At 52.6% G+C, this 23,821-nt stretch carries 15 protein-coding genes and 3 tRNA genes; 8 read left to right on the top strand and 10 right to left on the bottom strand.

Annotated elements, in window-relative coordinates:
* Positions 1-2 precede the first annotated feature (2 nt).
* A complete protein-coding gene (locus tag Q31b_RS14635) occupies positions 3-1,280 on the top strand; it encodes a DUF481 domain-containing protein (protein WP_231617579.1) in 1,278 nt (425 codons plus the stop codon).
* Between the two features lie 126 nt (positions 1,281-1,406).
* On the opposite strand, the gene Q31b_RS14630 is transcribed toward Q31b_RS14635, so the two are convergent.
* From Q31b_RS14630 to Q31b_RS14615, 4 genes are all read right to left on the bottom strand, one after another.
* Entirely contained in the window at positions 1,407-2,864 is a 1,458-nt protein-coding gene (locus Q31b_RS14630; RefSeq protein ID WP_146600398.1) for a sigma-54-dependent transcriptional regulator, read from the bottom strand.
* A gap of 105 nt (positions 2,865-2,969) precedes the next feature.
* Positions 2,970-6,218, bottom strand: a complete 3,249-nt coding sequence (gene carB, locus Q31b_RS14625; protein WP_146600397.1) for a carbamoyl-phosphate synthase large subunit — start codon at positions 6,216-6,218, stop codon at positions 2,970-2,972.
* An 82-nt stretch (positions 6,219-6,300) separates the two neighbouring features.
* Complete coding sequence (locus Q31b_RS14620; RefSeq protein ID WP_146600396.1) at positions 6,301-7,965, bottom strand: peptidase U32 family protein; 1,665 nt, start codon at positions 7,963-7,965, stop codon at positions 6,301-6,303.
* Positions 7,966-8,528: 563 nt separating this feature from the next.
* Positions 8,529-8,611: transfer RNA gene (locus Q31b_RS14615), tRNA-Ser, on the bottom strand.
* A 514-nt stretch (positions 8,612-9,125) separates the two neighbouring features.
* Between Q31b_RS14615 and polX the strand changes: the two genes are divergently transcribed.
* A complete protein-coding gene (gene polX, locus Q31b_RS14610) occupies positions 9,126-10,832 on the top strand; it encodes a DNA polymerase/3'-5' exonuclease PolX (protein WP_146600395.1) in 1,707 nt (568 codons plus the stop codon).
* Positions 10,833-10,834: 2 nt separating this feature from the next.
* On the opposite strand, the gene Q31b_RS14605 is transcribed toward polX, so the two are convergent.
* Genes Q31b_RS14605 through Q31b_RS14595 form a run of 3 tightly spaced genes read right to left on the bottom strand, consistent with a single transcriptional unit; the run spans position 10,835 to position 14,818 of the window.
* Positions 10,835-12,424 (bottom strand): aldehyde dehydrogenase (NADP(+)), encoded by a 1,590-nt coding sequence (locus Q31b_RS14605; RefSeq protein WP_146600394.1) that lies wholly within the window; start codon positions 12,422-12,424, stop codon positions 10,835-10,837.
* Positions 12,425-12,462: 38 nt separating this feature from the next.
* Positions 12,463-13,788 carry a dihydroorotase gene (locus Q31b_RS14600; RefSeq protein ID WP_146600393.1) on the bottom strand — a complete coding sequence of 442 codons (1,326 nt, stop codon included), beginning with the start codon at positions 13,786-13,788 and terminating at the stop codon, positions 12,463-12,465.
* Position 13,789: 1 nt separating this feature from the next.
* The gene (locus Q31b_RS14595; RefSeq protein ID WP_146600392.1) at positions 13,790-14,818 is read right to left on the bottom strand and encodes an aspartate carbamoyltransferase catalytic subunit; all 1,029 of its coding nucleotides are present in this window, start codon (positions 14,816-14,818) and stop codon (positions 13,790-13,792) included.
* Positions 14,819-15,193: 375 nt separating this feature from the next.
* Between Q31b_RS14595 and Q31b_RS14590 the strand changes: the two genes are divergently transcribed.
* The 6 genes from Q31b_RS14590 (at position 15,194) to Q31b_RS14565 (ending at position 20,246) form a co-directional block, all read left to right on the top strand.
* A tRNA-Ile gene (locus Q31b_RS14590) sits at positions 15,194-15,267 on the top strand.
* Between the two features lie 85 nt (positions 15,268-15,352).
* Positions 15,353-15,425: transfer RNA gene (locus tag Q31b_RS14585), tRNA-Ala, on the top strand.
* Between the two features lie 701 nt (positions 15,426-16,126).
* Positions 16,127-16,318 carry a hypothetical protein gene (locus Q31b_RS14580; protein WP_146600391.1) on the top strand — a complete coding sequence of 64 codons (192 nt, stop codon included), beginning with the start codon at positions 16,127-16,129 and terminating at the stop codon, positions 16,316-16,318.
* A gap of 187 nt (positions 16,319-16,505) precedes the next feature.
* Positions 16,506-17,552 (top strand): hypothetical protein, encoded by a 1,047-nt coding sequence (locus tag Q31b_RS14575; RefSeq protein WP_146600390.1) that lies wholly within the window; start codon positions 16,506-16,508, stop codon positions 17,550-17,552.
* Between the two features lie 1,358 nt (positions 17,553-18,910).
* The gene (locus tag Q31b_RS14570; protein WP_146600389.1) at positions 18,911-19,147 is read left to right on the top strand and encodes a hypothetical protein; all 237 of its coding nucleotides are present in this window, start codon (positions 18,911-18,913) and stop codon (positions 19,145-19,147) included.
* 202 nt (positions 19,148-19,349) lie between these two features.
* Complete coding sequence (locus Q31b_RS14565; protein ID WP_146600388.1) at positions 19,350-20,246, top strand: metallophosphoesterase; 897 nt, start codon at positions 19,350-19,352, stop codon at positions 20,244-20,246.
* A gap of 272 nt (positions 20,247-20,518) precedes the next feature.
* Here Q31b_RS14565 and Q31b_RS14560 read toward each other — a convergent pair whose 3' ends face one another.
* The 3 genes from Q31b_RS14560 to Q31b_RS14550 all read right to left on the bottom strand — a co-directional run bounded on the left by Q31b_RS14560 (position 20,519) and on the right by Q31b_RS14550 (position 23,564).
* The gene (locus Q31b_RS14560) at positions 20,519-22,135 is read right to left on the bottom strand and encodes an Hsp70 family protein (protein WP_146600387.1); all 1,617 of its coding nucleotides are present in this window, start codon (positions 22,133-22,135) and stop codon (positions 20,519-20,521) included.
* Complete coding sequence (locus Q31b_RS14555) at positions 22,132-22,944, bottom strand: hypothetical protein (protein WP_146600386.1); 813 nt, start codon at positions 22,942-22,944, stop codon at positions 22,132-22,134. Before Q31b_RS14555 ends, Q31b_RS14560 begins: the two co-directional genes overlap by 4 nt.
* Before the next feature lie 203 nt (positions 22,945-23,147).
* Positions 23,148-23,564 (bottom strand): DUF2780 domain-containing protein, encoded by a 417-nt coding sequence (locus Q31b_RS14550; RefSeq protein ID WP_146600385.1) that lies wholly within the window; start codon positions 23,562-23,564, stop codon positions 23,148-23,150.
* Positions 23,565-23,821 lie beyond the last annotated feature (257 nt).

Here is a 23,821-nt window from a genome sequence, read left to right as displayed (position 1 = left end):
CCGTGACAAACGCTCGCCAAGAGAATCGAGCCATTGGTATTGCTTGTCTTGTCTGGACCGTTTTCCTGGCGGTATCCAGTCTATCGACCTCCGTTTCGGTAGCTGCCCAACCACCCAGTGAGGTCGACGGCAATTCGATCGCGGAAATACCGCTCTGGCAGCAAGGTGTCTCGACCTGGAATGGCTCTCGGTATGCCGAACCGACCCCAATTGCTGATTCGCCAATTGCACAGGTTTCGGTGGAGGCTCCGACTTCAACCGCACCCTATACCGTCCCCTTTGATCCTTCCATGCAAGCGATTGGAATCGGGGCTACCAATGACAGTACGCGGATTGCCAGAACGGGGATGCCACCCGAATTGGTTGGTCCGTCAGTGAATGATTTCGAGATGCTCGGGGAACCGAAAGCAATCTATTGGGACGATTCGGCACCAATTGGCCAGGGATTAGCACCGCCGGTGGTCTCGAACGGGGCCTCCAATGGCGTTCCAGATTTAAACATGGAGGACAACGAGTCGACCTTCACCCCGCCTCGCGAAACCGATTTTGAATCGGAACCGATCGTTATTGAAACTCCTCCATTGCAAGAAGAGGTATTGCGTTGGTATCAGTATCCAATTCGATGGATGAAGGGCTGGGATAGCAATGCCGAATTCGGACTTGATGGTAGTAGTGGAAACGCGGAAACGCTGGCGTTACAAACCGGCTTGGAACTCAAACGCAAAACCGACCTCTATACTTTCTCCATCGATACCGATTATCGGATCGCAACAAGCCGTCGCGTGACGACCGAAGACAATGGACGATTCAACATTGACTATGACCGCATGTTTAGCGAATCGGCTTGGTCATTGTTCGGGAAGTATGGGATGGAATGGGACGCATTCAAGGCGTTTGACTTAAGGCTCAACCTTAACGGAGGTATTGGGTATCATTGGTTCCGCACCGACGATACGACTTTGGTAACTCGCTTTGGTGCCGGTGCATCGCGAGAAATCGGAGCACCGATTGACGAGTGGACTCCTGAAGGCGTTTTCGGAATTGAAGGCGAACGACAAATCACCAGTCGCCAAAAAGTGAAGGCCAAGATCGATTACTTCCCCTCTTGGGAGGACTTTACCGACTATCGTCTGGTCAGCGATGTGTCGTGGGAAATTTTACTCGACGGCAGCGATAACTTGAGTCTGAAGTTAGCGGCGACCGATCGCTATGACAGCACCCCGCAAGGAGCCAAGCGAAACGACGTCTACTACTCGTTGCTATTGCTCTACAAGTTTTAAAAAGGCAGCCAAATGACGGGTATAACGCATGCACCGGCGATTAGATAACGAGGGTGGAAGTCAGCGATCTCGTTAAAGATCCTCATGTGTCAGGATCTTTAACAAGCTCCGCTACCGATGTCGTGGCTATTTCTTTTCCTTGCTATACTGATCCAAACGTCGATACAAGGTACGCGGTGCGATGCCGAGTTGCTTGGCGGTTTCTTCTCGATTGCCACCTGTCATTTTGAGTTTTTCTTCGATCACCCAACGCTCGATCTCAGCAAGTGTCTTGTCCATCAAGTTGGACGGACCTCCCATGTCAGCCACTTGCTCGGCAGCTTGCTCTGCTGATTCTTCGAGTAACTCAGGTGGCAAATCATCGAGGTCGAGCGATTTGTCATTGTCCAAAACGATCATTGTTTCGACAAAGTTGCGCAATTGTCTGACGTTGCCAGGCCAATCGTAGGCATAAAAACGCTTCGTCACAGCGGGTGTGAAATGAGCCGATGGTTTATCATGTCGGCGCAGAAACATTTTTCGAAAATGATCCATCAGCGTGATCACGTCATCTCGGCGTTCTCGCAATGGCGGCAATTCGATCGTGACCACTTTTAAACGGAAGTACAAATCGTTGCGAAACACACCCGACTCGACCATCTCTTCAAGTGGTCGATTGGTTGCGGAAATCAACCGTACGTTGACTTTGATCGTCTTGTTGTCACCGACACGCGAGATTTGGTTTTCCTCTAAGACGCGGAGCAACTTGATCTGCGTGTTCATCGGCATGTCCCCGACTTCGTCGAGGAATAAAGTACCGCCGTTGGCGTACTCAAAGGCACCGACGCGATCGGCAACCGCATCGGTGAATGATCCCTTGACGTGACCAAACAACTCACTCTCGACAAGATTTTCCGAAATCGCCCGCGTGTTAAGCGAACGCATTCGCTTGTTTCGTCTCGGACTATTCTGGTGGATCGCCTGTGCAATCATCTCCTTGCCCGTCCCGCTTTCACCGGTAATCAACACCGTGGCGTCGGTTGCCGCAATTCGCCGCACGCGGTCGATCACGTCTTGCATCTTGTTGCTGGTGTAGATGATGCCCTCGAACCCAAATCGCTCATCGAGCCGCTGCATTAATTCGGTGTTTTTGCGTTTTAATGCAACAGCATCCGCTGCTTTTTCGACGACTGCGCGTAGTCGATTAGGGGTAATCGGCTTCTCGAGAAAGTTAAAGGCACCTTGCTGCATCGCTTCGACGGCGATCGGAACCGTCGCATGTCCGGTCACCATGACGACTTCACAATCCGGCAATTGCTTGTTTGCCAGCGCCAAGATCTTCATGCCATCGACATCGTTCATTACCATATCGGTAATGACGATATCGAATGTTTCTCGTTCAATAATCTTTGCCGCCTCTGGGCCGCTGGTGGCGACGTCACAACGATAGCCAACCTTTTCCAGACTTTCAGTCATTGCGCGAGCATGCGCGGCTTCGTTATCGACTACCAACAAACGCAAATCGCCAGGCGAGTAGCTCTTGTCAGCCTCAGGGGAGGCGTTTGCTGTTGGCTTTGCTCCATCCGCTTTCAATTCGTCTTTCATACGTCTTGGCTAACTCGGGGCTATTCGATCGATCGATGACAGGAAACCAGGTGAGGACATATTTCACTGTTACACAGGCCGGAGGCCGAAACATAAGACCTATGCTTAAGAATTGGCATAGCGGTTTTGAAGGGATTCGACTTCGAGCGATCCTTCTTTGACAGCTACCATTGCACGGATGGCGGCGTCCGCTGCATCGACGGTGGTGATACATGGAACACCTGCTTGCACCGCTGCGGCACGAATCTTTCCTTCATCCGTTCTCGCTCCTTTGCCACTCGGCGTGTTGACAACCAATTGGACGTCACCATTCTTCAAGTAGTCGATCAGGTTGGGATGGCCCTCGGCAATCTTTTTGACTTGCGTGACCTTTACGCCGGCCTCTCTCAATTTGGCTGCTGTGCCGCTGGTCGCCAACAATTCAAAGCCGAGGTCGCATAATTCTTTGCCGAGCGATCCAACCGCATCCTTATGCCGCGGTGCCAAGCTGATGAACACCTTGCCGCTATCGGGCAGTACCGAACCCGCTGCAATTTGACTCTTTGCAAATGCCAGCGAGAACTTTTCGCTAATTCCCATCACTTCGCCGGTGCTTCGCATTTCAGGCCCGAGCACGATGTCAACGCCAGCGAATTTGCGGAACGGGAAGACGCTTTCTTTGATCGACACGTGGCGTGGAATCGGCTCTGACGTAATACCTAGCTCCTTCAACTTCTTACCCGTCATGACCTTGGTTGCAATGTTGGCAACAGGCACGCCGGTCGCCTTGGCGACAAACGGTACCGTACGACTCGCGCGCGGATTGACTTCCAAGATATACAACGTCGGAGTTCCATCCTGCATCTTGATTGCATATTGAATATTCATCAAACCAACCACGTTAAGCTTCATCGCCAACTTGTTGGTCGCTTCGCGAATTTCCGCCAAAATGGGCTGAGTTAAACTGTAGGGCGGAATCGCGCAAGCTGAATCACCGGAGTGGACGCCGGCTTCCTCGATATGCTCCATAATGCCCATAATGACACAATCGGTTCCATCGGAAATCGCGTCGACATCAACTTCCGTGGCATCTTCCAAGAAGTGATCGATGAGTACCGGTTGGCCGTCCGCGACGATGAACGCTTCGGCAACGTATCGTTCGAACTGAATGGCGTCGTAGCAGATTTCCATCGCCCGTCCGCCCAACACAAAGCTGGGACGTACCAGAGCAGGAAAACCAATCTTTTTCACTTCTTGACGGGCCTCGTCCATGTTGCGGGCGATTCCGCTCGGCGGTTGCCGCAGCCCCAATTCCTCGATCAGCTTTTGGAACAATTCACGATCTTCGGCAGCTTCGATCGTCTCGACACTCGTTCCGATGATCGGGACGCCCGCATCCTTCAATCCACGAGCCAAATTGAGTGGCGTTTGACCACCAAATTGTACAATCACTCCATCGGGCTGGACCGCATCACAGATGTTCAAGACATCTTCGATGGTCAGCGGTTCAAAAAACAGGATGTCGGACGTATCATAATCGGTACTGACGGTCTCAGGATTGCTGTTCACCATGATGCTTTCAATGCCGATTTCGCGAAGCGCGAAACTGGCGTGACAGCAGCAATAGTCGAACTCAATCCCCTGCCCAATTCGGTTGGGACCACCACCTAAAATGATAATTCGTTTCTTGTCCGCCTTGGGTGGTAACTCGTCTTCCTTTTCATAGGCACTGTAGTAGTACGGCGTGTAGGCTTCGAATTCGGCAGCGCAGGTATCGACGCTTTTGAAGACTGGCTTTACTCCTAAACTCAATCGTTTGTCGCGAACCTTCAATTCCGTACTGGACAACAATTTTGCCAATTGCCGATCGGAGAAGCCGTTCCGTTTTGCCTGCCACATGTCGTCAAAGGTCATTGCCGACAGTGAACCGATCGCTATCAAGCGATCTTCTTCTTCCACGATTTGGAACAAGTGGTCGAGGAACCAACGATCGATATTCGTCAATTCAAAGATCTCGTCCATCGACAAACCCGCTTTGATGGCATAGCGGAGATAGAAAATACGTTCGGCACCAGCCGTGCTGAGTTTTGCTCGGATGGTATCCCCGTCCGGTTGAGCATCCGTGCCCCACAAATCCTTGTTGTCACAACCAAATCCAAACGCACCGACTTCCAGGCCCCGAAGCGCCTTTTGCATCGACTCTTTAAATGTGCGTCCGATCGCCATCGTTTCGCCGACACTTTTCATTTGAGTCGTCAACGTTGCATCGGCTTCGGGAAATTTCTCGAAAGCAAAACGAGGCATCTTGGTGACGACGTAATCGATTGTCGGTTCGAAGCAAGCCTTGGTCTTCTTGGTGATATCGTTTGGCAATTCCCAAAGTCTGTAGCCGACGGCCAACTTGGCAGCGACTTTGGCGATTGGGTATCCGGTCGCCTTACTGGCCAACGCACTCGACCGACTGACTCGAGGGTTCATCTCGATCACAATCATTCGGCCCGTATTCGGCTCGATCGCAAATTGGATATTGCTGCCGCCTGTTTCCACTCCGATTTCACGGATGACTGCCAATGAAGCATCACGCATCCGCTGGTACTCTTTATCGGTCAGCGTTTGGGCGGGCGCGACCGTGATCGAATCACCTGTATGAACCCCCATGGCATCAAAGTTTTCGATGCTACAAATGATGACCACATTGTCGTCGCGATCGCGAACGACCTCCATTTCATATTCTTTCCAGCCAATAATCGATTCTTCGATCAAGACCTCGCTCACCGGTGATTGATCAAGTCCCGATTGTACGAGTGAGTCGAACTCGTCGCGGTTGTAAGCGATGGCGGAACCCGATCCCCCCATTGTAAAACTGGGACGAACGACGGCGGGCAAGCCGACTTCCGCAAGCACTTGGCGGGCTTCGGCCAGCGTGGTGATCGTTCGACCCGTACAAACGTCGAGCCCAATCTTTTCCATTGCCTCTTTAAATTGGTCCCGTTCTTCCGCTTTCGCGATCACTTGAGCATCGGCGGCGATCATTTCGACGCCGTATTTCTTAAGCACTCCGTTGGCTTCCAGGTCCATCGCCAAATTCAGGCCCGTTTGACCACCTAAGGTTGGAAGTAGGGCGTCAGGACGTTCCTTGGCAATGATTTTTTCCACGATTTGCCAAGTCAATGGCTCGATATATGTCGCATCGGCAGTTCCTGGATCGGTCATGATGGTCGCAGGGTTACTGTTGACCAACACGACTTCATAGCCTTCTTCACGCAACGCTTTACAGGCCTGGGTTCCTGAATAATCGAATTCACAGGCTTGACCAATAACGATGGGACCGCTGCCAATAAGCAGTATTTTTTTGATGTCGTCTCGACGAGGCACGGAGTCTGTTCCGGTAAAGTGAGGAAGTAAATTTCAAATTACCAAACAGAATAGCAAACAAACCCGACTTTCCGAAGTGGTCTCACTTCAATCGTTCACCGAGCTTTTTCGATTTCATCAATTCTCGTCCTTTTTCGTAAGCAGGATCTTGCCAAAAAACGAGGCAGCCATTGCAGCCCTTTCCGCAGCAGCCCTTATTCCCCATGCGAATAAATCTTGGTTCACGGCGAGTCGCCTCGTTTTGTCGAGCCTCTTTTAGCTCGATTTGGTGCACTTGATAAAGCTCTTGGTCGCGGCTCGATTTGCCGTCACCCATTTCATGACGACCCGTTTCAAGGCGACGGGCAGCTCGGTCCATCTTGACGCGGGCATACTCTGATTCGGTGAGCGGTTTCTCTTTGCGAATCACCGTATGAATGGGCAACCGATCCAAGATGGTTGCAAGGTCTTCTTGGTCAAAAAGGGAAAGAGCAATCCGTAGCCGTAATCCTTGCCCTGGATGCACCGTATCGGCTCGATTGGATCGACCCACAATTTCAAACTCGTAAAGTCGCAGCCGTATGACTTCCGCATCCGACGGCGGAACAAACTCCAGCACTTCTCCGGCATCGAGGCGATTGCGAACATCGACGATAATGGCCTCCCCCCCTTGATTGCGTTCGTGGTCGACGATGTAGCCTGCGAAAGCCACATCGGCGACTTGCCCGGTGTGCTGGTAGCCGTGAGCCAAGTGGGTTAGACGCCCATCGTGAAAGGCGAGCGTGTAGCCGCGGCTGGGCACTCGATCAAGTTCCGCAATAAAGGGGGCGGGCGTCCAGTTTTCTGGATCTCGCGACCACGCATCGATCGCCATCCGGTAGGCCCGCGTAACGACGGCTACGTAGTACATGCTTTTACCACGACCCTCGACCTTGAGCGAATCGATTCCCAAATGTAAATACTGATCCAGTTTTGGCAACAGACAAAGATCTTTGCTGTTCAAAATGTACGATCCACGCTCGTCTTCGACGATTGGCATCAAATCGCCTGGCCTTACTTCTTCTTCCAGCAAATACTCGAACAACTCACGATTCGAATCGTCGACGACGAGCTCTTCGATTGTTCCGTCTTTGAGCCTCAGGTGCAACTTGTAGTTCCAGCGACAACTATTTGCACAATTCCCTTGGTTCGCCCCACGCTCGCACATAAAGTTCGACAGCAAGCAGCGTCCCGAATAGGTCATGCACATCGCTCCATGCACGAACGCCTCCAGTTTGATGTCGGGGCAATCGCGACGAATCTCGGATAGTTCTTCGAATGAGACTTCACGTGCCAGCACCACCAGCTCGGCTCCCTGCGATTTCCAAAACTTGACGCCGAGCGACGAACACACATTCGCTTGCGTGGAAACGTGTAGCGGTAGATCCGGTGCTCGGCTGCGAACATATTGAAACACGCCCGGATCGGCCACGATTAACCCATCAGGCGCCACCGTACGAACGGTGGCGATGAAGGTGTCGAGTTTCCTGACGTCCTTGTTGTGGGCAAATAGATTGAGTGTCAAATAGACGCGAACGCCATATCGATGAGCAAACCGGACTCCTTCGACAACATCTTCAAGTGTGAAATCCGATTTTGTACGTAAGCTCATGTCCGGCGTGCCCAGATAGACGGCGTCGGCTCCGTAAAGAACGGCAACCTTCAGTTTTTCAAGCGAACCGGCAGGGATGAGTAGTTCGGATTTGCAGGGGGGGCGTCGTGAAGACATACTTCTATCTGATTCAGATGCGAGAGGAAAATGTTCTCTGGTGCTTTGTCACCGCTTGATTTTGGGCATGGCATAAAGAGAGGCTGGGGAATCTTGCCCCCAGTAAGCTGCGGCTGGAAGCCACAGCCACAAAAAAAATCTTACTTTATCGGCCTTGTCGGAATGTGCTTCTACCGCGACAAACGCTGCGACGATTGGACCTCTGGCAGGCTAGATGGACGAGTGCGGCGAGCCTTTGCTGGCATCACCTCGCTCAATAAGAAGGCTACCACAACGACCCGATTTGGGCCACACTTGCCAAGACAAAGAATAAAAGCGAACTGACGCCACCGAATCCAAGTGGTCAGTCAGAAGTCGTGATTCCAACTGAAATTTCTGGCACCTCGACCGCGAAATCATCGCGAATGATCATGAACGCTGCTACTCGAGAACGTGCGACAAGGTTCGTTTCGATTTGGCCTCCCACCCATGAGCGACGGGGAGGATCGAGTTACTTAAAACGAAAAACGACGTGAATCCCAAAAAAATAGCTACTTGCCGCAATGCGACAAGTAGCTAAGTAGCGGAGGGCACGAGACTCGAACTCGCAGCCCCTTACGGGGTACCTCAGTTCCAATGAGGCCGCTCACCAATTCGCTTACCCTCCGAATTGACCATGGGGCCTATTCTGTGCGAAATCGCCGAAGTCTGCAACGGGACATCCTGACCGAAAACGATTGCGGGTGAAAGACGCAAAAAACGGGCCCAACCGACAACGCGTACACCCTGTATGGTCTTCGTGCGACTGGATGCTCGCTGCTCAATGCTTACCTTCAAAAAAAGGTTGGGCTATACTCTCGACGACCTTTCGCAATGGGGGATCGATTTCGTGATCGCCGTTGTTCGCTCCGCCATCGTTCGCGACCAGGCGTTGATTCGAGTAGTAGCCGCGTCTCTCCGAGACGCGGAATTCCATGTCTCGGAGAGGCGCGGCTACGTGATGGTGCGGAATTTCGTGTCTCGGAGAGACACGGCTACGTGATGGTGCGGAATTTCGTGTCTCGGAGAGACACGGCTACGTGATGGTGAATTGTTTCACCGCTTGGGAGCGAGTGGTGAAAATGCTTTTGGTGAATCGTACTGAATCGATATCCTGTAAACGGCAGATGGAAATAGAATCGATGGAAAACACAACGATTGCAGATCTTTTTGATGAGATGGCGGATTTGATGGAATTTCGCAGCGAGAATCCGTTTCGAATTCGGGCTTACCGAGGCGGTGCCCAGGCGATTCGCGATCTCGATGAGCCGATTGCGGCAATCGCAGACGATCCCAATCGAGAGCTTGCCGACTTGCCCGGTATCGGCAAAACGCTTGCTGAAAAAACAATGCGATTGCTCGAGTCGGGCACCTTCCCACAACTTGAAGAACTGCGTGAAGCCATTCCTCCCATCGTCATTCAAATATCGCGGATTCCTGGATTGGGGGCCAAAAAGGCGGCTAAACTCTACGAATTACTCGACATCGAATCACTCGACGACCTTAAGCGAGCATGCCAGGAAGGTTTGGTCAGCAAGCTAAAGGGCTTTGGTGCGAAAACCGAGACCATGATTTTGGACGGCTTGCAAATTGCCAAACAAGCCTCCGAACGTATCTACTGGGCCACCGGCGATGAACTTGCTACCACCATCGGCGACTACATGAAAACATGCACGGCAATCGAGATGATTGAGTGGGCAGGTAGCTATCGCCGAGGTCGCGAAACGATCGGCGATTTGGATTTGTTAGTCGTTGCCAGCGACCGAACCGCTGCAATGGACTTCTTTGAATCGTTCTCGGGCCGTTCAGGGACGATCATGCGTGGCGATACAAAAATCTCGATTCGAGTCGCCAAAGCCTTTCAAGTCGATATGCGTTTGGTCGATGCAGACCAATTTGGAGCGGCGCTACAATACTTCACCGGTTCCCAAGCTCACAACATTCATCTCCGCAAGCTCGCCAAAGAACGCGACTTGAAAATCAATGAGTATGGCGTATTCCGCAATGATGACGGTTCGAAGGTTGCCGGCGATACCGAACAAAGTGTTTATCAGTCCGTTGGATTACCATGGATTGCACCCGAGCTTCGTGAAGACCGAGATGAATTCGAGTGGGCACGCAATGATGCCTTGCCCGAGCTAATCGAACTCTCCGATATCGTCGGCGATCTGCATATGCATACCACGGCGACGGACGGGAATGCCTCGATTCGCGAGATGGCGGATGCGGCGATCAAGCGAGGACTTCAATACATCGCAATTACCGACCACAGTAAACGAGTGACGATGGCGTCCGGCTTGGACGCCGAGCGACTGCGTCAACAATGGTTGGCAATCGATGAGATCCGCAAAGAGTACGATGGACGCTTGCAAATTTTAAAAGGAATCGAGTGCGACATTTTAGAAAAAGGGGGCATGGATCTTCCGGACGATTGCTTGGCAGAGGCCGATTGGGTTTTGGCAAGCGTGCATTACGGGCAAAAGCAATCGCGTGAGCAAATATCGGAGCGGATTCTTGGAGCGATCGAAAACCCGCACGTTGACTGCATTGCCCACCCCACCGGACGACTAATCAACCGCCGGCCCGCCTATGATGCCGACATGGAAGCGATCATGAAGTCGGCAAAGTCGCATAACAAATGGCTGGAACTAAACGCCAACCCGGCCCGTTTGGATTTAAACGACATTCATTTAGCCGCCGCCCGGCGGCATGGTATTCCCATCGTCATCAATACCGACGCTCATTCCGTCGATGGATTGAACGTGATGAAGTATGGAATCAAGCAAGCTCGCCGAGGCGGTTTGACAAAGAGAGATGTTGCCAACACAAAGTCTTGGATCGATTGGTGATTCTATGCCAGATCGGCTTGAGTCCAGTCGCCGTCGACCAGTCGCCATGTTTTGCCAGTCGGGTTTTTATCTCGTAGCAACTCGGGTAAGCGATTGCCGCGAATGTTATCGAACGAGGTCAATTTGGCAAAGCGAACCAGTGACGCGGGAACACCGACAGCGGTGAAACCGGGATGTCCGGTCGCAGGATAGGGGCCGCCATGGTTCATCGCGGGGCTAACGGCTACGCCAGTCGGCATCTTGTCATTGAGCAGACGTCCAACCTTTGGTTTGAGTTCAAATTCGATCGCCTGATAAGCGTCCTCGTCGGCGTCGCCGGACTCGGTGTAGATCGAACCGGTCAAATTACCTTCCAATTGCCGAATGACTTGAGTTAATTCGTCCAAATCATCAGCGACGACCAATAGCGTCGCGTTGCCGAACGCCTCCGTTTGATAACCTTCGGGATCCTTTAGGAAATCGGCGCCATCGGCACGAAGTAACGTGTTTGCATAGGCACAGCGATCAGCAGCCGGATCGCCACCACCGGTAACCAGTGTTGCTCCAATTCCGCACAGTTTTTTGACACTTGCGGACAAGCTATTCGCCACAGCGGGCGACAAGAGCGTTCCGCTACCTGCAGCCTCGAACCGCTCTTTGACCGCATCGATAAAGTCTTCCGACTCGTCGCAATCGATCAGCAAAATCATCCCGGGGTTGGTGCAAAATTGGCCTGACCCCATTAGCACGCTACCAACAAATTCTTCCGCTAACGCATCGCCACGTTCTTTGAGAGCCGCCGGGGTGATCGCAACGGGATTTACGCTGGAAAGTTCCAGGTAGATTTGTTTGCCAGCAGTTTCCGCAGCGGCTTTCAGTTTTAGCCCCGCGGATCGGCTTCCCGTGTATCCCGTTGCGCTGAGTCGCGGGTCTGCGACGAGTCGTTCGCCATCCGCATGGGAACTGCGATAGATCAATTGAACGGTTGCAAGCGGAAGCCCCGTTTGCTTGAGGGCTTCGAGTGCGATTTCTGCGAACAAACGAGTGGTTTCGGGATGGGAGCTATTGGCTTTGCCGATGACCGGATTCCCCGCTGCAATCGCAGCTGCGAAATCGCCTCCCGAAACGCTTCCAAATGCAAATGGAAAATTATTGGGTCCAAATACGCAAACGGGACCGAGTGATTCGAAACAGGATCGAATTCCGGCCTTCGTATCAATCGTCGCCATCGCCCAGTCACCGCTTTGGCAGGCAGCGGCCGCGGCCCGCAATTGATTACTCGTGCGCGGCAACTCGACGTCTGCCAAGCGAGGTGACTTGGCTAACCCGGTCTCTGCGAATGCTGCTTCGACAAGCGATTCTTTCGCTGCATCGATTCGGTCGGCATAAGCATTCAAGAATTCGGCTATCTTCGCAGAAGGTAGCTTTCGCAGTTCGATCGCGGCTGCCGCAGCGGCATCGAGAGCCGCATCACAGTCCGACCAATTGCTAATCGGAAACGTTTGATCGAGCAATTCATTCTTATTCGGATCGGTAGCTTGAAACGTCTTGTCGTGATCCGATGAACGCCATTGGCCAGCAATCAATACGGGTTGAATCGTTGAAGATGTCATGGTTGATAACTTTGTGAGTTTTGTAGAGGTAAGGATTGTTACGATTGGTCAGAACAGTTGGCGATCCGATTCAGGTCCGGAACCAATTGAAAACGGACAACGCCGCCAACAATGGTGTGGGTCACTCTCGCCTTCAGATCATGTCCGTCGAGTGGACTACTGATACAGTGGGATCGAAAAAGTGACGGATCGACCGTCCATTGTTTGCTGGGATCGATGATCACGATATCGGCAGCAGACCCCACGGATAGCGTACCGCCAGGCACCGAAGCGATTCTTGCAGGCGAACACGAAAGCCGATCGATCGCAGTCGACCAGTCAATGACGTTTTCTTCGACCATAAATGTCGCTATGGTCGAGAGTGTCGTTTCGAGCGCGGCAGCACCAAACGGCGCGGTATTCAGGTCATTCATCTTCTTTTCGCGGCTCCGCGGCATATGCCCGCTTTGAATCGCATCGATCGTGCCGTCGGCAACCGCTTCTTTGAGCGTTTGCACGTGCCGCGGACTTCTAAGTGGTGGGTGGACCTTAAATCGCGAATCGAACGATTCCAGCATGCGATCGTTCAGACACAAATTGTGAGGACAAACGGACGCGGTCACTTTGATCTCACGCGACTTGACGCGACGAATCATATCGACCGCACCCATCGTGCTGACGGGGCCTACGTGCAGTCGACCATCGGTGGCTTCGGCAAGCCGCACATCTCGGGCAACAGCCAAATCTTCGGCCTCAGTCGGTAAGCCCTTTAATCCGAGCACCAATGAAACCTGGCCATCGTGCATCACTCCGCATTCCGCCAATTCAGGGACTTCCGGCCGATCGATGATCAAGAGTTTGAGCATTCGGCAATAATCAAGCGACCGTTTTAGGAGCGCATCGTTGACCATTGGTTTGGGAGCATCGCTAATCGCGACCGCACCGGCACCCGCGATCAGACGAAGCTCGGCCATTTGGTCGCCTTCTTGGTTGCGGCTTAAGCATCCGATGACATAAAAACGCACACCATTCGCCAAAGCGGCTTTCTGACGCACATACTCAACGGCTCCAGGCGAATCAACAACCGGTGTCGTACTGGCGTTACACAAAATCGACGTATAACCACCTGCTAAAGCAGCATCGCTGGCCGATTGAATCGTCTCGTCCTCTTCAAAGCCGGGTTCGCGAATCTCGACCCCAAGATCGACTAACCCCGGTGCCACAAGGAGTCCCGAGGCGTCAATCGTAGGACACCCCCTTGGGATCACTTCATCCTCCGGGTCGATCGCAGCGACGATACCAGCGCGGATCAGCAAGCGAGCTTGGCGATCAATTCCTTGGCTCGGATCGATTAAACGGCCGTTTTCAATCAACAAGTCGGACATGCTATGACCAAGGTTTTTCAGGATGAGTTGGGGGTTCGTTGAAGCGAGCGGATTGTCCGGCAGCGGCTTGTCGATCCGATGCACCGGCCAGTAACCAAAGGGCGGCCATTCGAACCGCGATGCCATTGGTCACCTGCTCGAGAATCACCGATTGAGGACCATCGGCGACTTCAGGTGTGATTTCGACACCTCGATTGATCGGCCCCGGTGCCATAATCAAAATGTCGTCTTTTGCCCTCCGCATTCGCTCGGCTGTCATCGCATACAGAGCCGCGTATTCATGAACGCTGGGGAAATAACGTGCTTGTTGTCGCTCGAATTGAATTCTCAGCAAGTTCAAAACATCGCATCGAGGCAGGATCTCGTCCAGGCTATGAGCAACCTCGAACCCGATTTCCCCCCACCGTGGACTGACCAAAGTCGGAGGACCGCAAACGATCACGTGGGCACCTAATTTACTCAAACCCCAAAGATTGCTGCGGGCGGTCCGGCTATGGGCAATATCGCCGACCAAAGCGACGGTCAACCCGTCGAGTCGACCGCGATGCTGACGAATCGTCAGCATATCCAGTAATCCTTGCGTCGGATGTTCGTGAGCCCCATCGCCAGCATTGAGCACGCTGCATTCAAGTTCTCGCGACAACAAGTGAGGTGTCCCAGGAGTATTGTGGCGAGTGACGACCCAATCGACACCCATCGCTTGGATCGTTTTGGCCGTATCGACAAACGTTTCACCTTTGGCAACGCTGCTACCCGTACTGCTGAACTCGAGCGTGTCGGCCCCGAGTCGTTTCGCCGCCAAGGAAAAACTCGACCGCGTCCGCGTGCTGTTCTCAAAAAATAAATTGGCACACGTTTTCCCCTCTAAAAGAGATAGCTTTTTACGGCCACCCTCCGTTCGATCCTTCATCGACTGGGCCGTGTCGAGCAAGATCTGAATCTCATAGGGCTCGAGGCATTGAAGTTCCAGCAGATCACGGCGATGCCAATCGGCAGGAAAAGGGAAGTCGCAAGTACCCGTATCAGGCATCTTCTTTGATCTTCTTTTAGGGCGTGAAGGTTACAGAAGCATCTCGAACGGTTACGTTACGAAATCTGACATGTTTTTGCGAGGACCCCAAACACGTTTTTCGCTAAGATCGTTGGTGGCAAGCAGATTCAGGTTTCCGATCAGCCTATGTTGCTGAAATAATTGAAGTGATGACGCACCTTCAGCCGAAAAGATATATTCGCAAGAACTGGTTTTAAGGGTTGAATCGAGGCTATAGGCCGAAAAGAGTCGAGAAAACGTGAAATTCGAGGTCACTTCCCTTTGACAGGCTAACCAGTTTGCGTAAACTTTGGCCGTGACAAAAGAATCGCCAACCCGAAAGTCGATTCGAGACAGATTGTCACAGAGAAATTCGGGCGTATAGCTCAGTTGGTTAGAGCGCGTCGCTGATAACGACGAGGTCCCAGATTCGAGTTCTGGTACGCCCACTTGGGAAGTTTGAAGAAAGAAGAGTGAAGGGTGAAAAGCCCAATTGACATTTCACCCTTCACTCTTCAAACTTCTCACTTCTTCGGGGGTATAGCTCAGTTGGGAGAGCGCCTGCTTTGCACGCAGGAGGCCGTCGGTTCAAGTCCGTCTACCTCCACCTTTTTAAACCCGTAAAACACGTCGGAAACGTCATTTCCACTGTGTTTTGCGGGTTTTTCTTTGCGCTTTGCGGAAGTTTGCGTGTTCCTTGCTGCGCCGGATTCTGCGCCACTTTTCGTCGTTTCCGAGGTCAACTGCGCCGGATTCTGCGCCGCCTTGGCGAAGTCTTCCTCGGTCACAAGCAGCTAATTTTTCATGGCGACCGCTTCACTGTTGCCAATCCACGCACAAACAACATGCCTCGGGAAATCGCGTTCGAGCTCAGTCTGACGACTTGCTCGCATGGAATGGAACCACCTCGCCTTCAGTTAGGGACAGAGCATTCAGTTAGGGACAGAGCATGATTCTGGTGTCAGTTAGGGACAGAGCATGATTCTGGTGAGCATTCAGTTAGGGACAGAGCATGATTCTGGTGAGCATTCAGTTAGGGACAGAGCATGATTCTGGTGAGCATTCAGTTAGGGACAGAGCATGATTCTGGTGTCAGTTAGGTGTCAGTTAGGGACAGAGCATGATTCTGGTGGATTTGCCTTTTCCCTAACCGAGGTATACGATTTCTGGTGATTCTGCTGACGCTTTTCTCTCGGGAGGTGTGTTCAGTTAGGGACAGAGCATGATTCTGGTGGATTTGCCTTTTCCCTAACCGAGGTATACGATTCCTGGTGATTCTGCTGACGCTTTTCTCTCGGGAGGTGTGTGATGGTTCGGTTGGCACGTAGCGAAGTGTTTGATCCGCAAGAGGTCGTTATCGCCCATCTCTACAATCGGACATGCCGACGCTGTTTCCTGATGGGAAATGACCAAGTGTCCGGCAAAGGTGGTCAGTTAGGGACAGAGCATGATTCTGGTGGATTTGCCTTTTCCCTAACCGAGGTATACGATTCCTGGTGATTCTGCTGATGCTTTTCTCTCGGGAGGTGTGTGATGGTTCGGTTGGCACGAGGGACAGTTAGGGACAGAGCATGATTCTGGTGGTCAGTTAGGGACAGAGCATGATTCTGGTGGATTTGCCTTTTCCCTAACCGAGGTATACGATTCCTGGTGATTCTGCTGACGCTTTTCTCTCGGGAGGTGTGTGATGGTTCGGTTGGCACGTAGCGAGGTGTTTGATCCGCATGAGGTCGTTGTCGCCCATCTCTACAATCGGACCTGCCGACGCTGTTTCCTGATGGGAAATGACCAAGTGTCCGGCAAAAACTTCGACCACCGGAAAATCTGGATCGAAAAGTATCTGCAACAGTTTGCCAAATGCTTTTCTGTAGATTTGCTAGCTTTTTCAATACTAGACAACCACCTCCACTTGATCCTAAGATCGCGGCCCGATCTGGTGGCGACCTGGAGCGATAGGGAGGTGGCTCGGCGCTGGTTGATGCTCTGTCCACACCGCCGCAAATCCGACGGGTCGCCTTTGCCGCCAAGCGAGCCAGAACTCAAATCGATCGCTGGTTGTCCAATCAAATGCCAAGAAATCCGCGAGCGGCTGAGCAGTTTCAGTTGGTGGATGCGGCTGTTGTGCCAACGCGTTGCGATGCGAGCGAATCGCGAGGAGCAGGAGTCGGGCCGGTTCTTCCAAGATCGCTACCGCGCAACTCGATTGACGGACGAAGCATCCCTGCTGGCCTGTGCCGCCTACGTGGATTTGAACTTGATTCGTGCCGCGATGGCGGAAACGCTGGAGCAGAGCGATCATACGTCGGTGCAAAAACGAATCGAGGCGATGAAAAGCGAGTCACCAAGCGAAGACAAGCCGGATGCTTTCTTGGCACCTCTGTCGATCGATGAGCAGCTTGATCCCGTAGGTCCCTGTGCTAGCGATAGCAGCAAGCGATGTAGTGATAAAGGCTTCTTACCGATTTCGCTCGTGGATTACTTGAAGCTACTCGATTGGACAGCTCGGCAGGTGGCGCCGGGCAAACGCGGAGTGACGCCTTCGGCTGCACCACCGATTTTGGTTCGGTTGGGACTCGAGCAAGCGACTTGGTGCGAACTGGTGAAGGACTTTGGGAAATTGTTCTGCAGCATTGCAGGACGCCCCGAGAGTGTCGATTCGATGCGTTGTCACCGTACGCACCGCCGCTACCATCTCCGCCGCCGCGCCCGCGAGCTATTGACGCTCCCGGACTGAGCGCCCCTTCTTCGATTTCCCTCCTTTTCGTGACGCTCTTTGAGCTGCCCCAGGAAGATGGTACGCACTCGTTGCGGCCATTTCGAGGTGAAAAGCCTATCTCACTGGCATGCATGCACGCTATTTGACGATCAGTTGCAATAGCAAGCAAAAATCCCGACAGCGTCCGTCTGGGGTGTCGCCTCATCACCTGAAATGATGCTCTGTCCCTAATGCCGTCCCCGACAGCGTCCGTCTGGGGTGTCGCTGTATCACCTGACATGATGCTCTGTCCCTAATGCCGTCCCTATGATGCTCTGTCCCTAATGCCGTCCCTAATGCCGTCCTGGGTGGCTTACACCACCGGCAAAGATGTGTCGGCCTCCGGCCTTGCGGCGACCCAAACGCCTTGGATTCGGTGGCTTACACCACCGGCAACGATGTGTCGGCCTCCGGCCTTGGGGGGGTATCGAGCTTGAGTCCGGTGGTTTACACCACCGGCAACGATGTGTCGGCCTCTGGCCTTAGGGGTATGAGAGTTTGATTCGGTGGGTTACACCACCGGCAAAGATGTGTCGGCCTCCGGCCTTGGGGGTATGGGAGTTTGAGTCGGTGGTTTACGCCACCGGCAACGATGTGTCGGCCTCTGGGCTTGGTGACCTGGGTGTTCTATTGGTGGCCTGCCCTCTATGCGGGCGGAAGCGATATGTCAGCTCCATGGCCAAGTTCTTATCGATTTGTTCGAGAGTCGTTGTTGTTTCAGCCCAGAGGGCGGCACATAAACTGCCGGGGTCGTCAGGCCCCGGAAACTTGCTAGTTTTTTTCCCTAGCCCAGAGGGCGACACATTTCCATCTTCAATTCTACCAGAGATCGTGCGGAACCCACTGACATCTTGATCGCGAAGAAACTGTTGATGCGAAGCCATAACGGAGTTCATTGGGAAATATGTGTCGGCCTCCGGCCTTGGGGGGTATTGGGGGCTTGAGTCCGGTGGTTTACACCACCGGCAAAGATGTGTCGGCCTCCGGCCTTAGGGGTATGGGAGCTTGAGTCCGGTGGTTTACACCACCGGCAAAGATGTGTCGGCCTCTGGCCTTAGGGTATGGGAGTTTGAGTCCGGTGGGTTACACCACCGGCAAAGATGTGTCGGCCTCTGGGCTTGGGGGTATGGGAGTTTGAGTCCGGTGGGTTACACCACCGGCAACGATGTGTCGGCCTCTGGCCTTGGGGGTATGGGAGTTTGAGTCCGGTGGTTTACACCACCGGCAACGATGTGTCGGCCTCTGGCCTCAGGGTATGGGAGTTTGAGTCGGTGGCTTACACCACCGGCAAAGATGTGTCGGCCTCCGGCTGAAAACCATGCGACATCGGTCGAGAAATGATGGATGATGTTCACGAATCGGCCCGTCGTCGGAACCGAAGAAAGAGGCAGAAGGAAGAGTCCAATATCGCGTACAGTCGCCGCCGTCATTTCGGCGAAACACCGTTCCCGGTCATCAAGGTGATGTTCGATCTGCCTCACTTCTTGCTCCGAGGCATCGAGGGAGTCGAGCAAGCGTGGCAATGGGTATCGCGACTGCCATGCCCCAAAAAAACTTCCGCAACTTCCTTTTAACCCACAAATTCTTTGGAAGAGCCATGGTTTAAGATTTGCATAAGTGGTGAAAAATATTGGCGGATGCACGGTGGCCATCCTTGTCGCTAGAATGCATCACAATCCCGAATCTCGGAGCTTCGTGCTTCGGAATTGCCATTCAGGGTTGTTTGCCGTACTCTATCTCGCGAAACACGGTAGGCCAACGAAAAACAGTTGACAAATGGGAGTCAGGCAAACTTATCCAAGTGGGTATTTTCTATGTTCTGAGGATTGCGGTTCGGGTCCAAGGATTCTAGCCTTTCGGATCATTGTGATAGAAAACGGTTCGTCCGTCGAACTTGCCCCCAACGCGGAAACTTACGACCTAGGAACCGACATGATTTATGAATGGCCCTCAAACCGCCGTATCGCCCAAGCTGTTTTCGTATCGGATCTTCATTTGATGAGCACCCGAAGCACCGCTGAGGAGCATGCGTTCTTGATTGAGCAGAGCGTCCAACAATCGGAGGTGGTTGTTTGGGGAGGTGATTTGTTTGATTTTCGCTGGAGCCGATTCAAGGCCGAACGGGATTCGGTTTCCTTCGCCATCGAGTACCTTCACGATTGGTTGATACGATTTCCGAACCAACAATTTGTATTTCTGCGAGGCAATCACGATGCGAGTCCTCTATTTTTGAATCAGCTCGACAGGTGGGCCGATCAGCACGATCGATTTACGATCGCGGGGGATATTCTTCGCATTGGAGACGTCGTGATGTTACACGGCGACCAGATTGAAGGCCGTGGTAAACAGGCTCGCTTTGACCAATATCGCCAAAAATGGGCAGAGAAAAAACGGGCCTCGATTTGGCGATTTTCACCCTATGATGCCATCGTCACCGCTCGTGCTCATAAGCTTGCCGCGGCGCTCGCTCATCGAAATCGCTTGACCGTCAAACGTTTGTCAAAATACTTGGCACTGCACGACCTTGGCTATGAACAAGGGGTACGCCGAGTTGTGTTCGGACATACCCACCGCGTCGTCGATGGGCATGAGCTTGGTGGACTTCGGTTTTACAGTGGCGGTGCAGCGATTCGGCACGTACGGTTCGAACCAATCGATATCCCGTTTGAGTAAAGCGGCATCGCCGCAATGTCGATCCGCTCGGAGTGCCGAGGGATTGTCAACGCGAAAATTGGCAAAAAAATCGTACTCGAAATCAATGAAATGGTGCTCGTACTGCTGTTCGGAAGCTCAGGACACTTTGAGTATGTGTGCGAGTGCGGGTGCGGGTGCGGGTGCGGGTGCGGGTGCGGGTGCGAAAAACACCTTTTTTCAGATGTTTACCAGCAATCGGCGGTGGCATTTACCGTGAAACGTCATTTTCTTGGTCTGTTTCCTGGGGCTGGCTAGTCCAAGCCGAGTGCTTCGAAAATGTCTTTTGATGCATCTTGCCAACCATCGATCTCATCGGCTGACAAACCCGCTTCTCGTTTGATTTCAATACGATTCTTTTTGCCCGTTGCGACGACGATCGCCTCTGCTTGAATGATTCCGTCGTTGTTGTAGCGAAGGATCACGTCGACGGGCGAACCTGCTGGTAATCCGTTCGGTAGGTCTCGCACCGAAAACGTTCCGATGGTGGTAGCGTTCTGACCTCGTAGATCGCCCCCTTCGATCACTTTAATGACAACGCTTTTTTGATTCGGCTTGGCGGTTTTGAATCGGGCCACATTCATTGCGGGGAGGGGGGTATTTTTGGGGATAATCACTTGCCCTTGCGGTCGCCCCGTTTTTAACTCGACACCCAGTACACCTAGGTGATGCGCATTGACATCGGTAATCCGCATCGACCCGTCATGGCCAGATTCCGTTGCCTCATCGAGATCAAAATCCAATTCGTCGCGTTCCGACAAGATTCGACCATAAACGGCTGCACCATAAGCAACCGCTTGGTCTGGAGAAACCGATTGGTCAAGAATACTCTTGGTTTCCTTCCGCAGCATCTCGATCACCTGCGGCATTCGTGTTGAGCCGCCGACAAGTAACACGCGTTCGATTTGGGGCCACTTTAGCTTGCTTTCCTCAAGTACTTTTCGGAGTGTAAAACGTGTTCGATCGAGCAAGTGTGCCGTGAGTGAATTGAAGAGAGCACGATTGATGTGGGTTTGCAAGACGTGTTCGTCAAGTCGAATCTTGACGGCCACCTTTTCTCGCGAGGTCAAGCTATGTTTGATCTCTTCGGCTTCCTTCAACAGAATGCCACGCGAGGTTTTGATTTGCTGGTCGGTCGCTTTGCACTGTGTCTTAAATTGTTCGGTAATCCACTGCAAAATGCATTCGTCCCAATCGATACCACCGAGTCGCGAATTGCCATCGACTGCGATTACATCGATCGACTCGCCCTTGATCTTCAAAACAGATACGTCAAACGTACCGCCACCGAGATCGTAGACTAAAATGGTTTGAGACTTTGCAAAGACACCGTCTTCGTTCATCAAGCCATGTTCAACACCATAAGCGAGTGCTGCGGCGGTCGGTTCGTTAATGACTGCTTTGACGTTGAGACCTGCCAACATACCGGCGTCCATTGTCGCCCGTCGTTTCGGTTCATTGAAGAAGGCGGGTACGGTGATGACTGCGTCTTGTATCGTTTCGCCGAAATGCCGCTCGGCATCGCGTCGAAGGCGTCCTAGAATGAACGATTCAATTAACTCCGCCGGATAGTCGACTCCATCAACCGATATAATGTATCGCTGGGTACCGATTTCTCGCTTCGCAAATTGGACGACACGATCGGGTGTAATGGCCAACGACTTGATTGCGTCTTTTCCAACCAAAACGGTGCCACCTTCAAACGCCACTGCACTCGGAGTCGTCATATCACCATCACCATTGATGATGGTTTGTGGGTAGCCATTGCCATCGATAAACGCTACGACGCTACGGGTGGTGCCCAAGTCGATGCCCACGGTTCGTGAGACAACAGGCGGTTTGGCAAAAGAGGATTTTGGGGAGATGTTCATTTGGTCGAAGTATTTGGTTCCGTTGAATTCAATGGCCGATCGTTCAACGGGCGTGTTTGCCCGTTGAACTGGCCCGTTTGCTCGTTCCAGCCATCATTGATATGAAAGGTTGCCTTGTTGGTCGCAAGCCAATCGATCGGTATCGCGAAAAGCAGAGCGGGTATCACCAATTGGATCAATAGCGTTAAGCACCCATACGAGGACGAACGACGGCGTTTTCTTGTTCGGATCACGACCGGCTGGTCCGTGTCCGTTTGTGGCTCCGTGACACCACGGTCTTCACTACCAGGATAATCCGATTGTTTTGTCGTAGGGTCTGGGCGATGCCGGCTGATTGACTCAAACAGAAAAGCGAACGTCCACTGGCTATCGGTGGACTTTGGATGCCAAAGTTCCGTTTGATCGGCGATCCGCCCCCATTCGGCTGCTTCGATAAGATCATCCAGTGAAAAGGGACCAAAGATTTCGTCGGGCGAATGTCGAAGGTACCAGCCTTCACGATCGAGTTCGTGATTGGATTCGGCTTCCACGGATGGCGTCAGCTGTGCTCGCAATTCGGCATCGTAGGCAGCTTTTTGCTCTGGATCGATTAATTGCAGTCGTACTCGAGACAACTGGTTAGCCAGTTGCTCGGCCTCTCGTCCATGTTCGCCGTTAGCGAAATGGTGCAGATAGGCAAGATGCTTGTCCGTTGCGGCATCGATGACATCGAGGTCCGATTCAAACAACGAAATGCCCAGCAATCGATAATGGTTTGGCGGTTGTTCGTCGGCAGGAATCCCAAGCCATTTGTGCAGTGGATCGAACATCGAGCTACGGGGTCTTTGGCTTTCTTTGTTTTCAGACGGGGTGATCACCGTTTCATTCTAGTCTTCGAAGGCCAACGATATGGTTGATCCGAAGTCACTTTACAAAAAAGCCTCGTCGGAAGCATCTGTGGGCGAAATTCGGAAAACCATACGCGGCCTATTTCCACCCACTCGTTCTTTCGAAGAGCCATAAGAAAAGGCGATTAGCCGACCAGTGTTTTTAGCATCGGAACTTTGGCTAGAATTTGCTCCAGCACTTCGTCGCCAAGTTTGTCCTTGATGAAGTCGATTAACGTTTGCGCAAAACCGCCCATTTGGTCGGAGTTGAGGCCAGCCGATTTTAGACTTGCACCAAGCTCCATTGCTTCGCCGGCGCCTCCGCCGAACATCTTCGATGCAGCCCCCGAGAGAGCTCCCATCATCCCACCGCTACTGCTAGTTGCTGCATCCTTTGCAGCTGACGCCGCGTTTTCGGCGCCAGGAATGGCGCCGGAAACTTTGCTAAACAAATCGTCGCCCACCTTTTCCTTTAGCATCGCCATCGCTTGGCCAATCGCGGCATTGGCGACTCCCGCAGGAATCCCTAATTGAGTTGTGAGTTTTTGGATTAGCTCGTCCATCGTCGTCGTTCCGTTTGTGAAGAGAAGTTAGATACCTGAACGAGTGTTGCATTGGATGTCTGCTCGGTCAAGGAGTCCCCCACCCAGGGTTGCGGTTTGCGACGTTTCGCCCGCAAGCTCTTAATCCTGGGCGATGTTGCCTAGCCCGGATGATTCATGGGCTTGCAAATTGTTTTGCTAACGTCTACGCCTTCAAGCGTTTACGTTCATTGCTCGAAAAACAGTCTGCGTATTAGCCGTTTTGGCGTTAGCGGGCT

The organism is Novipirellula aureliae (assembly GCF_007860185.1).
Lineage (GTDB): Bacteria > Planctomycetota > Planctomycetia > Pirellulales > Pirellulaceae > Novipirellula_A > Novipirellula_A aureliae.
Note: the sequence above shows the minus strand (reverse complement) of the source record. Positions and strands in the feature narration are given on the sequence as shown.

Bases quoted from the DNA above. Each gene is read 5' to 3' on its own strand.
- Q31b_RS14630 (WP_146600398.1), bottom strand. From the start codon at position 2,864: ATGAAAGACGAATTGAAAGCGGATGGAGCAAAGCCAACAGCAAACGCC.
- Q31b_RS14620 (WP_146600396.1), bottom strand. From the start codon at position 7,965: ATGTCTTCACGACGCCCCCCCTGCAAATCCGAACTACTCATCCCTGCC.
- polX (WP_146600395.1), top strand. From the start codon at position 9,126: ATGGAAAACACAACGATTGCAGATCTTTTTGATGAGATGGCGGATTTG.
- Q31b_RS14605 (WP_146600394.1), bottom strand. From the start codon at position 12,424: ATGACATCTTCAACGATTCAACCCGTATTGATTGCTGGCCAATGGCGT.
- Q31b_RS14600 (WP_146600393.1), bottom strand. From the start codon at position 13,788: ATGTCCGACTTGTTGATTGAAAACGGCCGTTTAATCGATCCGAGCCAA.
- Q31b_RS14595 (WP_146600392.1), bottom strand. From the start codon at position 14,818: ATGCCTGATACGGGTACTTGCGACTTCCCTTTTCCTGCCGATTGGCAT.
- Q31b_RS14580 (WP_146600391.1), top strand. From the start codon at position 16,127: ATGGTTCGGTTGGCACGTAGCGAAGTGTTTGATCCGCAAGAGGTCGTT.
- Q31b_RS14575 (WP_146600390.1), top strand. From the start codon at position 16,506: ATGGTTCGGTTGGCACGTAGCGAGGTGTTTGATCCGCATGAGGTCGTT.
- Q31b_RS14570 (WP_146600389.1), top strand. From the start codon at position 18,911: ATGATGGATGATGTTCACGAATCGGCCCGTCGTCGGAACCGAAGAAAG.
- Q31b_RS14565 (WP_146600388.1), top strand. From the start codon at position 19,350: ATGGGAGTCAGGCAAACTTATCCAAGTGGGTATTTTCTATGTTCTGAG.
- Q31b_RS14560 (WP_146600387.1), bottom strand. From the start codon at position 22,135: ATGAACATCTCCCCAAAATCCTCTTTTGCCAAACCGCCTGTTGTCTCA.
- Q31b_RS14555 (WP_146600386.1), bottom strand. From the start codon at position 22,944: ATGTTCGATCCACTGCACAAATGGCTTGGGATTCCTGCCGACGAACAA.
- Q31b_RS14550 (WP_146600385.1), bottom strand. From the start codon at position 23,564: ATGGACGAGCTAATCCAAAAACTCACAACTCAATTAGGGATTCCTGCG.